This window comes from Noviherbaspirillum sp. (assembly GCF_035254685.1).
Lineage (GTDB): Bacteria > Pseudomonadota > Gammaproteobacteria > Burkholderiales > Burkholderiaceae_D > Noviherbaspirillum.
The window spans coordinates 1-11672 of the sequence record NZ_DATFAI010000037.1; the positions used below are offsets into that span (position 1 = coordinate 1).

At 58.9% G+C, this 11672-nt stretch carries 9 protein-coding genes and 1 pseudogene; all 10 read left to right on the plus strand.

Annotated features, from left to right (window positions below; all coding sequences use genetic code 11):
* Positions 1-571: pseudogene (locus VJ698_RS16070) on the plus strand (phosphomannomutase/phosphoglucomutase); the annotation flags it as partial.
* 179 nt (positions 572-750) lie between these two features.
* Complete coding sequence (locus VJ698_RS16075; RefSeq protein ID WP_324103799.1) at positions 751-2397, plus strand: GMC family oxidoreductase; 1647 nt, start codon at positions 751-753, stop codon at positions 2395-2397.
* A 139-nt stretch (positions 2398-2536) separates the two neighbouring features.
* Positions 2537-3568, plus strand: coding sequence for a UDP-glucose 4-epimerase GalE (gene galE / locus VJ698_RS16080; protein WP_324103800.1), 1032 nt, complete (start codon positions 2537-2539; stop codon positions 3566-3568).
* 49 nt (positions 3569-3617) lie between these two features.
* Positions 3618-4493, plus strand: a complete 876-nt coding sequence (locus VJ698_RS16085; protein WP_324103801.1) for a glycoside hydrolase family 16 protein — start codon at positions 3618-3620, stop codon at positions 4491-4493.
* Positions 4494-4733: 240 nt separating this feature from the next.
* Positions 4734-6167, plus strand: a complete 1434-nt coding sequence (locus tag VJ698_RS16090; RefSeq protein ID WP_324103802.1) for a glycoside hydrolase family 16 protein — start codon at positions 4734-4736, stop codon at positions 6165-6167.
* A 547-nt stretch (positions 6168-6714) separates the two neighbouring features.
* The gene (locus tag VJ698_RS16095) at positions 6715-7695 is read left to right on the plus strand and encodes a glycoside hydrolase family 16 protein (protein ID WP_324103803.1); all 981 of its coding nucleotides are present in this window, start codon (positions 6715-6717) and stop codon (positions 7693-7695) included.
* A 7-nt stretch (positions 7696-7702) separates the two neighbouring features.
* Complete coding sequence (locus tag VJ698_RS16100; RefSeq protein WP_324103804.1) at positions 7703-7834, plus strand: hypothetical protein; 132 nt, start codon at positions 7703-7705, stop codon at positions 7832-7834.
* 201 nt (positions 7835-8035) lie between these two features.
* Positions 8036-9157, plus strand: a complete 1122-nt coding sequence (locus VJ698_RS16105) for a GNAT family N-acetyltransferase (RefSeq protein ID WP_324103805.1) — start codon at positions 8036-8038, stop codon at positions 9155-9157.
* Positions 9158-9547: 390 nt separating this feature from the next.
* On the plus strand, positions 9548-10672 hold the full coding sequence (locus VJ698_RS16110; protein ID WP_324103806.1) for a glycosyltransferase family 4 protein: 1125 nt from the start codon (positions 9548-9550) through the stop codon (positions 10670-10672).
* A 114-nt stretch (positions 10673-10786) separates the two neighbouring features.
* A complete protein-coding gene (locus tag VJ698_RS16115) occupies positions 10787-11551 on the plus strand; it encodes a polysaccharide deacetylase family protein (protein ID WP_324103808.1) in 765 nt (254 codons plus the stop codon).
* Positions 11552-11672 lie beyond the last annotated feature (121 nt).

Consider the following 11672-nt stretch of genomic DNA (forward strand, 5'->3'; position numbering starts at 1 on the left):
CCATCCAAGCGAGAACATTCTGTACGACGTGAAATGCACGCGGCACATCGCATCATGGGTCGAAAAGCATGGCGGCCGGCCGCTGATGTGGAAGACCGGGCATTCGCTGGTCAAGGCGAAGATGCGCGAGACGGGTGCGCCGCTGGGCGGCGAGATGAGCGGGCACATTTTCTTCAAGGACCGCTGGTACGGTTTCGACGATGGGCTGTACGCGGGGGCGCGGCTGCTGGAGCTGCTGAGCCGCGAGAAGGATCCGTCGGCAGTGCTCAATGCGTTGCCGCAGTCGACCAGCACACCGGAGCTGCACCTGCAGATGCAGGAAGGGGAGAACGCGGCGCTGATCGGGCGGTTGCAGCAGGAGGCGAAGTTTCCCGGCGCGGAGCAGATCGTGACGATCGACGGCGTGCGGGTCGAGTATGCGGACGGTTTCGGGCTGGCGCGCTCGTCGAACACAACGCCGGTGGTGGTGCTGCGCTTCGAGGGCGAATCGCAACAGGCGCTGCAGCGCATCCAGGGCGAGTTCCGGCGCGCCATCCTCGCCGTCAAGCCGGATGCGGCCTTGCCGTTCTGACAGGAGATTTCCGTGCGGCGTTCTTTTGACCCGTGAATAGCGACTGTCTAACGTACATCAACACCGTCGATCGAAATACGACCTATTTTCGAAACGGCCGATGTGATTTGAGGGAGTCTGCGAAGCACGGAATTTTTCGATCGACGGACGAATTTTTCACTCGAGGGAAGAAGAACAAGATGTTTATCGATACGCGACGGGTTGAGCAAGGTACAACGGTCCAAGCCACTGTTTGCATCATTGGCGGAGGTGTTGCGGGCATCACGCTCGCGATGGAGCTGGACAAGCAGGGGGTCGATGTCTGCCTGCTTGAAAGCGGTGGCTTTGCCCCTGACGACGGCACACGCGATCTGTATCGCGGCGAGGACGTGGGCGAATGGCGTTACAGCTTTGCCGACGGCAGCCGCAGCCGCTTCCTTGGCGGCAGCAGCAACTGCTGGGGCGGATGGTGCAGGCCGCTCGATCCATGGGACATGGAACAGCGTGACTGGATACCGCACAGCGGCTGGCCGTTCGGACTGGACGAGCTGCTGCCGTACTACGACCGCACGCATGCACTGCTCAAGCTCGGCCCGAACAACTACGATCCGGAATTCTGGGAAAGGTCGATCGACCGCCCCGACGTGCGCCGCATGCCGCTCGTCACCGGCAAGGTGCGCGACACCATTTCGCAGTTCAGCCCGCCGGCACGCATGGGCAAGCTGTACCGCGAGACCCTGAAGCGTTCGCCGCGCATTCGCGTGTTCCTGTATGCGAACGCCACCAACATCGACACCGACCGTTCGGCACATTCAGTGACGCGCATCCAGGTGGCGACGCTGACCGGCAAGTACATGGAGGTCACCGCCAAGTACTACATCCTTGCCACCGGCGGCATCGAGAATCCGCGCCTCCTGCTGGCATCGAACAAGGTGCAGCCATGCGGCGTTGGCAATGGCAACGACCTGGTCGGGCGCTTTTTCATGGACCATCCTCGACGCTACATCGGCAACATCAAATGGTCCAGGGAATGGGCGCGGAACAAGTTGTCCGACGTGAAGTACCACTACATGAATTCCGCAGTCGCGGCGTTCGGCACGCACGTCGCGCACCAGTTTGCGCTGACGGAGGATGTGCTGCGCGAGGAAAGGCTGTTGAACGCACGCGTCTGGTTCTGCTCTCTGTTCCCGGGCGAAGGCAGCGAAGGCGCGCAGGCGCTGTTCCGCATCAAGCAGGCGCTGCTCCAGAAGGACCAGGAAGACTGGAGCCTGTCGAAGGATGTCCTGACCATGCTGGCGCATCCGATCGATACCGTCGGCTATGGCTATACGCGCCTGTTCCAGCCGCGCTGGCTGATCCAGGGCGTGAAGTTCCAACTCATCGTGGAACCGGAACCCGACCCGGACAGCCGCGTGATGTTGTCACCGTCGCAGAAAGACCAGCTCGGCATGAACCGCGTCCGCGTCGACTGGCGCCTGGGCAGGAACGTGCAGCGCACCATCGACCGCACCCTGGCGATCATGGCGGACGATATGCATCGCAGCGGCGTGGCGCAGGTCGAGCTCGACCCGCCGATGGAAGGCCAGAAGTGGCCGTCCGACCTCGAAGGAACATGGCACCACATGGGCACGACGCGCATGCATGATTCCCCAAAGCACGGCGTGGTGGATCGCAATTGCAAGGTGCATGGCATGTCGAACCTGTATGTGGCGGGCAGCTCGGTATTCCCCACGGCGGGCGCGAACTTCCCGACCATCACCCTGGCGGCGCTGGCGTTCCGGCTGTCCGACCATATCGCAGAGCAGATCCGCACGTCCAGCCTTCACTTGACGGAACAGGCGGCGTAAGGACCATACAGGGCTGCATGGCGCTGCCTTGCAGCAACGGCAAGACGATCTGCCGCAGGCACGGTTTTCCCGCGCATCCCGCTCCAGAGCGGGATGCGCGGAAATTCTGCGTACTCCGGCATGACTGACATTTTCCAACATGACGACACACAAGACCATTCTCGTTACCGGAGCAGCGGGCTATATCGGTTCGCACACCTGCGTCGAACTCCTGTCGGCCGGCCATGCCGTCGTGGCACTCGATAACCTTTGCAACAGCTCGGCCGAGTCGCTCAGGCGGGTCGAGAAAATCACTGGCCACCTGATCCCGTTCTATGAGGCTGATGTGCGCGACAGGGCGGCATTGGTCGCTTTGCTGAAGACGCATCGCATCGATGCCGTCATTCATTTTGCCGGGCTCAAGTCCGTCGGCGAATCGGTGGAAGATCCGCTGGCGTATTTCGAGAACAACGTGAGCGGAACGGTCACCTTGCTGCAGGTGCTGCGCGAGGCGGACATCAAGAGATTCCTGTTCAGCTCGTCGGCCACCGTCTACGGCGATCCGGAGTTTGTGCCGCTGACCGAATCGGCACGGCTGTCGGTAACCAATCCCTATGGACGATCGAAGCTGATGGTCGAGCAGGTGCTGGCGGATCTGGCGAAATCCGATCCGTCCTGGGCAATCGGTGTGCTGCGCTACTTCAATCCGGCCGGCGCGCATGCGAGTGGCCTGATCGGTGAAGACCCGCGCGGCATTCCGAACAACTTGATGCCGTACATTGCGCAAGTGGCGATCGGCCGGCGCGAGCGGCTGTCGGTGTTCGGCAACGACTATCCCACGGCGGACGGCACCGGCGTGCGCGATTACATCCACGTCGTGGATCTCGCGCTCGGGCATGTCGCGGCGTTGCGCGAGATATTCCGTTCCGGCCAGGGCTTCACGGTTAACCTCGGAACGGGGCAGGGATACAGCGTGCTCGAGATGGTGCGTGCATTCGAAGAGGCCAGCGGGCGCGCGATTCCTTACCAGATCGTGTCACGTCGTCCGGGCGACATCGCGACGTGCTATGCCGACCCTGCGCTGGCGCAGCATGTGCTCGACTGGAAGGCGAAACGGGGGCTGGCGGAAATGTGTGCCGATCACTGGCGCTGGCAGAGCATGAATCCAAACGGGTTTGCTGATCATGCTTGATCCGGTCTGGTTGATCTCCGCTACCTGACGTCAGTGCACGGAGACGATCATGCACACACGAAAACACTTGCGACATGCTGTGCTGCTTGGCGCATTCCTGGCGCTTGCGTCTTCTGCCGGATGCGAAGAAAGCAGTGCGGGAGGCGATGCGCCTGCGACCGTGACGAATGTCGTGAAGAAGATGGTTAAATCGCCGAAGCGCGTCGACAAGTCGCCGTATGGACAGAATGGCGATGATTATGTGCTGACGTTTTCGGAAGAGTTCGATGGTTTCGACACGAACCGCTGGAACGATCACATCTGGTACGAGACGTCCAATCCGACAAAGAACTATCACGTCGAATACGGCCTGCTCAAGATATGGCCGCAGCGCGATGCGTCCGGCAAGTTCTTCAACAGGACGATCGACACTGATGGCAAGTTCGAGCAGACCTACGGCTATTTCGAAATCGAGGCGAAGCTCCCGCGCGGCAAAGGCACCTGGCCTGCCTTCTGGCTCTTCGCGCATCCCGGCAAGCGGCGTCCCGAGATCGACATCATGGAAGCCTATCCCGGTGGCGTCGATCCATGGGGATTCGTGGATGACTCGGGCGTTGCGCGGCCGCGCGCGTATGCCGTGACAGTGTGGCGCGACGAGGGCACGTCGATCGGCGCGCGACAGTTCGATACCGGTGTCGATTTGTCTACCAGGTTTCACAAGTACGCCGTGAAATGGGAGCCGCATGGACATACTTTCTATTTCGACGGCAAGAAAGTGCTGGAGGTCGCGGAGCGCATGTCGGATCCGATGTACCTGATGGTCGACCTGTGGTTCGGCAGTGCCAGCGGCGATCCGGACGAAACCACGCCGGAGGGAAAGCACAATTCCTTCGAAGTGAATTACGTCAGGGCGTGGCAATTCAAGCATCGCGTTGAGCGCGATTGACGTTTCAATTCCCCATCTCTGAAGCATTCTGACAAGACACGAAGGAGCGTCCCGCGCTTCTTCGCGCGCTGCTGTCCATTCATTTCCTTTCTTGCCACGCTTGCCGCGCCGTAACGCAAAGTTACAAAAATAAATGCCCCGAATCAACTGTCCGACCGGAACTATTTCTGATCGGAAATGCTCAGATGAAACTCTTGCTGACGAGTATCAGCAAACTTTCATTGTGAGAAGGGGACCATCTTGTCGAAATTATCTTTCAATCGTCGTACGTCGATCGCCTCGCTGTCTTCCGCCTGCGCGGCGGTTCTTCTTGCTGCCTGCGGCGGCGGCACATCGGGCGATCCTGCAGCACAAACCGCATCTGCTAACGGTGATACGACGCTCATGGCGACGACCACTACCAGCACCACTACCTGGACGCGTTGCGCCGTCGAAGAGGGTACTTGCACATTCTCCGGAACGAAGACCGTGCGTTATGGCCTGAGCGGCAAGTGGGCGTACAAGACTGCTACCGGTTCCATCGGTTGCAACAATAACGTGTTCGGCGATCCTTATCCTGGCGCTGACAAGGTCTGCGACTTTGCAACTACAACAACGACAGCACCGGCGCCTGCTCCTGCTCCTGCACCGGCACCGGCTCCTGCTCCTGCTCCTGCACCAGCACCAGCACCGACCACAACGACAACGAGTTGGACGCGTTGCGCTGTCGAGAACGGAACCTGCTCGTTCTCCGGCACCGCACAGGTGCGTTATGGCCTTAACACCACGTGGGCTTACAAGACTGCCACCGGTTCCATCGCTTGCAGCAATGACGTGTTCGGCGATCCGTATCCGGGTGCCGACAAGGTCTGTGATTATGCTGTGACAACATCGACATCGACATCAACGTCCACATCAACGTCTACATCAACGTCTACATCAACGTCTACGTCAACTTCCACGACGACTTCGCCGACCACGACGACAGCGTCAGGTCCCTACGGCCAGGACGCCAGCCTGTATACACAAACCTTCTCGGAAGACTTCAACAGCTACAACACCGGTTTGTGGAATGATCACATCTGGTACGAGACCTCGAACGCGACCAAGAACTATACGGTGGAAAACGGCGTGCTGAAGATCTGGCCGCAGCGTGATGGGAACGGCAACTTCTTCAACCGCACCATCGATACCGACGGCAAGTACTACCAGACCTATGGCTACTTCGAGATCGACGCGAAGCTCCCACAAGGCAAGGGCACCTGGCCGGCGTTCTGGCTGTTCAACCACGTTGGCACCCGTCGTCCTGAAATGGATGTGATGGAAGCCTATGCAGGTGGCGCAGCACCGTGGGGCTTCACTGATTCCAGCGGCATCTCGCATCCGCAAGCCTACGCGCCGACCGTGTGGAAGGGCGACTACGATGGCCAATTGATGGGTACGCTCCAGTTCGACACCGGCCTGGACCTGTCGGCTGGATTCCACAAGTATGCAGTGAAGTGGGAACCGACCAAGCAGACCTATTACTTCGATGGCAAGCAAGTCCTGGTGGTCAACGCCACGATGAGCGATCCGATGTACATCATGCTCGACCTGTGGTTCGGCAGCGCATCGGGCACGCCAGACAATTCGACGCCGCAGGGCAAGACGAATTCGTACCAAATCAACTACGTGCGCGCATGGCAGTTTAAATAACATGCATTGAACAGGCCGCGGGTCACCTGGCAACAGGGGCATCGCGGCAAGCACGAAGGCCGGCATGCATGCCGGCCTTTTTTCATGCTCGCTTATTCACCCGCCTGTACAGCACAAAATGCCGCAGGGCATTGCAAGCGCTTCTGAAGGCCAACGGATGCGCCGCATGCCGCGAATGCCTCAAGAAGCATCGAAGAGCGCTACGCCCGTTTAACGGGCGTCCACGGGCGGACATTCAGCTGCCCCTGAATTGCACGTGCGAAGCATTGTCCTGTTGGCATGCTCGACCTGTGGCCCGGCAGCATCTGCCACCCTGCGCAGGAAAAGTACTTCTGCGGCGCCACTCCTTTCTCCTTGCCGCATTGACACATCTGTTTGCAGAACGGCAAACGATTCGTTGTCAGGCAACTTACAAATCGGAAAAAAAGCCCGCTTTTTTCGTGTTTCGAGGAAATTTCCCGGAACCATTTTCCGGCGAGCAAGCTCTGACATGCACTTGCTAGCGAGAATTATTGGCTACCATCAATTTAAAGAGAGAGGAACTGTTTTGTTTAAACTGACTTTTCACCGATTCGCGATTTCCGCACTGTGTTGCGCTTCTACAACCGTACTGATCGCCTGCGGCGGCGGTGGCGGTGTCGGCCCTGCTGCCGATGCATCGTCCACGCAAACCCTCGCCTCGACTTCGCAAGTGCAACCGTCTGCTTCTGTACAACCCACCACGACGGGCACCACGGCGGCGACTACCACTACCACTGCGACTTCACCATCAACAGCAAATATTCTTGAGGCTGTTCAAACAACCGCACCCGCAACCGACGCCAAGAATCCGTTCGGCCAGGATGCGACTGCTTACACGCTGACCTTCTCGGAAGAGTTCGACAGCTTCAACAGCAGCCTTTGGAATGACCACATGTGGTATGACTCGTCCAACGCGACGAAGAACTACACCGTTGAAGATGGCAAGCTGAAGATCTGGCCGCAGCGCGATGCGAACGGCAACTTCTTCAACCGCACGGTCGACACCGACGGCAAGTACTATCAGACCTACGGCTACTTCGAAATCGAAGCGAAGCTGCCGCAAGGCAAAGGCACGTGGCCGGCATTCTGGCTGTTCAACCATATCGACAGCCGCCGTCCTGAAATGGATGTGATGGAAGCTTATGCAGGCGGCGCAGCGCCGTGGGGCTTCACCGATTCCAGTGGCGTCTCGCATCCGCAAGCCTACGCACCGACCGTGTGGAAGGGCGATACCGACGGCCAGTTGATGGGCACGCGCCAGTTTGACACCGGCACCGACCTGTCGGCCGGATTCCACAAGTACGCAGTGAAGTGGGAACCGACCAAGCAGACCTACTACTTTGACGGCAAGGAAGTCCTCGTGGTCAACGCCACGATGAGCGATCCGATGTACATCATGCTGGACCTGTGGTTCGGCAGCGCATCGGGCTCCCCGGACAACTCGACCCCGCAGGGCAAGGCGAATTCGTACGAAGTCAATTACGTGCGCGCCTGGAAGTTCAAGTAATACTGGCATGAAGCCCCTGGAAGCAGTGGGCGCCATCAAGACGAAGGCCGGCATGTTTGCCGGCCTTTTTTTCGTCTCGTCAAAACACAGCGCAACACCGCACAAGCCGCATAGCTGCATCATCAGCGAATTGTTGTAGTAACTCAAAGCTCCGCTTGGACGCTGCGGGATACTGTCAGACGGATTACTCCCGCTCGCCACCATCAACCGCACATTTCCACGGCGGAGACGCCCGGAATTCTCATCCGGCGGGCAAGAATAAAGAACAAGGCAGGGCGGCCCTTTTTGAAATGGCATGAACGCCATTCTCCGTGTCTTTGGTTTTGACGGCTGGAAAATCATGGAGCATCAAGGAATCACGATTTCCTGTTATGACGATGAAGTTCCTCCCTTCGTCGAGGCGGAAATCGAGCGACTGTACGGCAATATCTTTTCATCTCTGCTCGAATTCAGGATCTACGGCTGGTCCGGCGCAGACACCGGCACTTACGTGGAGCGGACCAACGGGAAGATCACGACACTGATCGTGTTCGAGCGCCGGCGTGGCAGGGTGAGGGTGCTCAACCAGGGGATCAGGATCGGCGCGGATGAACTCAACCGGTTTGCGCAGTGCCTTTTTTCGCAGGACAGATCGATCCAGGTCATCTCGCTGAAGGCAATCGAAACCGACATAGAGCACTCTGCATTCCCGATGCAGCGCTTCAATCATCTCGAAGACCTCGCGCTCGCATTGCCGACCACCACGCAGGAATATCTCGCCAGCCTTGGAAAGAACACCCGGCGCAACATCAAGCGTTACATGGACCGGCTCATGCGGCGCTTCCCCTCGTTCAGCTTCGAGGTGCATGAGTGCGGAGAGGTGGACGAAAAGGAAATCCGCGCGCTGATTGCATTCAATCGCATGCGCATGGCGGAAAAGAATGTGGTCGCCAACATCGATGAAGAAGAAACGCGGCACATCATCAGCCTGGCGCAAGCGTGCGGCCTGGTCGGCATTGCAAGGATCGACGGCCGGATATGTGCCGGCGCCGTCAGCTACAGGGCAGGGAACAACTACTTCCTGAACCTGCTTTCACACGATCCCGCCTATGACGATTACTGGGTCGGGTTCCTCTGCTGCTACCTGACGATGTGCGCCTGCATCGCGCGCGGCGCGCATGAATTCCATTTCCTTTGGGGGCGTTACGAATACAAGTATGCATTGGGCGCGGTGCAGCGGGACCTGGACAATGTGCATGTGTACCGCTCATGGCTGCACTTTGCGCTCAATGCGAACATGGCATGGGAAGCAGCGCGGGAAGGCTACCTGCGTCGTGCGAAGCTGTGGCTCAAGTACGGTGACAGGCCGCTCTCGAAGCGCATCAGGAAACTGGTCGAAGCGGCCACCGGCTTGCGCCACTCGCTGTCTGCAATGGCGGGCCTGCGAAGGCGGTGTTTGTTGCAGTCGAATCCGGAGAACTGAATTTTTGCTCCGTGCGCCAAAAACAATGCCTGACGTGCCGCGTGGACGATTTCCTGAAAGAGGAGTGCGCGGTAATGTGTTTGCCTGTTGCGAGCCTTCCCGGGTCTTTTCAAGTGCGGACTTCTTTCGCGGTCGCATCGACTGTCATGATGCTGGCTCCCGGGATACCCGCGTGCCCGCTTCCTTTTCTCATGTAAGCCTTCCGCAAAACCGCAAGATGCTGCCTGTCTCATCCATGTACCCGCGTCGGCGGCGCTGCGCGCATTCAATCGTCACGAGCCCGTGCCCCATGGAAAGCCTGAAGGGATGCGAGCACAGCAATGCTTCGCATTTCGGCTTTTCCATGATTTACGTCATCTATGGCTTTGCTCCACACTTTAAGATTAACCCATGACAAGACTTGCGATTCTCACCAACGAGCCGCCGCCATACCGCATTCCGGTGTTCAACCGCGTTGCGCGCATGCCGGGATTTACCGTGCAAGTGATCTTCTGCGCGAAACGCGAACCCAACCGGCAATGGGATCTTCCACCTTGCGAGTTCGATCATGTATTTCTGCGCGACAGGATCAAGACGGTGAACGGGCGCTATATCCACAACAATCCCGACGTCATTCCCGCGCTGCAGCGCTTCGCGCCCGACCTGCTGGTACTCGATGGATTGAACCCGACGCATCTCTACGCATTCTTCTATGCATGGCTGAAGGGCATCCCGCGCATTCCGCTGACCGATGGCACCTATCTTTCCGAGCAGAACCTGAGCAGGGTGCACAAGCTGGTGCGGAAGATTGTGTATTCGCATTCGGCGGCCTACCTGTCGGCGAGCCTTGGCGGGCGAACGCTGTATGAGAGCTATGGCGTCCCCGCCGATCACTGCTTTCGCTCCCATCTCTGCACCGACAACGACGCGTTCATGAAGACCGCCGAACCGACGGAAAAGAAATTCGACCTGATCTTCTGCGGACGCATGGTTCCGGAAAAGGGGCCGCTGTTCGCCTTGCACGTCGCACGGGAAACCGCGAGGCGGCTCGGGCGGAAGGTCAACATGCTGGTCGTCGGATCCGGCAGCGAGGAAGACCGGCTCAAGACGGCCGCCGCGCAGCAGACGGATCTGGTGGGTTGCCACTTTCACGGATTCGCGCTGCAGCGGGAATTGCCCGCGCTGTACAAGTCCGCGCGCATTTTTCTGTTTCCCACGCACGCCGATGTCTGGGGCGTGGTCGCCAACGAGGCGTGCGCCGCGGGCCTGCCGGTCATCGTTACTCCTCACGCCGGTGTCGCGGGCGAACTGGTGCTCGATGGTGAAAACGGATTTGTCTGCGAGCTAGATGCGGACATGTGGGCCGAACGTGCAGCCAGGTTGCTGGCGCAGGAGGAGCTAAGGGAAAAATTCTCCAGGCGCAGCCTCGACCTGGTGCGTGAATATTCCTTCGACAATGCCGCAGCAGGACTGATCGATGCCTGCCGCTTCGCGCTGGCGGCAGTCGAAGACAGCAAGGCGCGCCGTCCGGTGTGAGTGCCGCGCGATGATGTTGCTGCGTCAGCATGGTGATTCCACTTCTTTCAAATCCAAACATAAACACAAACACAAAAACATGCAGCAACGACCGGTACAAGCATTCTGGAGCTGATGATGGGACCTGTATTCACCTGTTCGATTGACGATGGTCATCCATCAGATCTGAAAACGGCAGAGCTGCTGCACAAACATGGCCTGCGCGGCACCTTCTACATCCCGATCAGGAATTGTGAAGGTGATGCGGTGCTGTCTGATGCAGAGATCAGGGACCTTGGGCGCCACTTTGAAATCGGCTCGCACACCTATGATCATTGCTATCTCAAGAAGGTTGATCTCTGGCGCGCCTATCACCAGATCAATGATGGCAAGAAGAAGCTCGAAGACCTGCTGGGAGCACCGGTCAACGGCTTCTGCTACCCCGGCGGCCGTTACTGTCCGCGCGACGTAGAACTGGTCAAGGCCTGCCGCTTCACCTATGCGCGCACGACCATGAATCTGTGCTTCGACGCCGGCAGCAGGGCTTACGAAATGCCGACCACCATCCAGTTCTACCCGCACGACCGCGCCGTCTACCTGCGCAATTTCCTCGGCTCAGGCCACTGGACCAAGAGGCTCGGTGGGCTCGCCCTGGTCATGCAGCATGAAAACTGGATCCACCGGCTCTATGCACTGTTCGATTACGCATGCCGGCATAAGGCGACGTTCCATTTGTGGGGACATTCGAAACAGATCGACCAGCTCAATGCCTGGCGCGAGTTTGATGACTTCCTGCAGCATGTGGCGAGCCGGATTCCGGCAGCGCAATGCGTGAGCAACGAAGAACTGGCCGCGCGCGCCGTATGGCTCCCCGAATCGCGCGCGGTGCAATCCGCCTGAATACGGAGCGGCCTCCGCCGCGAAGGATGCGATCTGCTCTGCGATCTGCTCAGACCGCTGCGCCGCCTTCGCGCCCCATGCAATTGTTCGTCCTGTTGCCGCACTCCCGCGACATGCATCG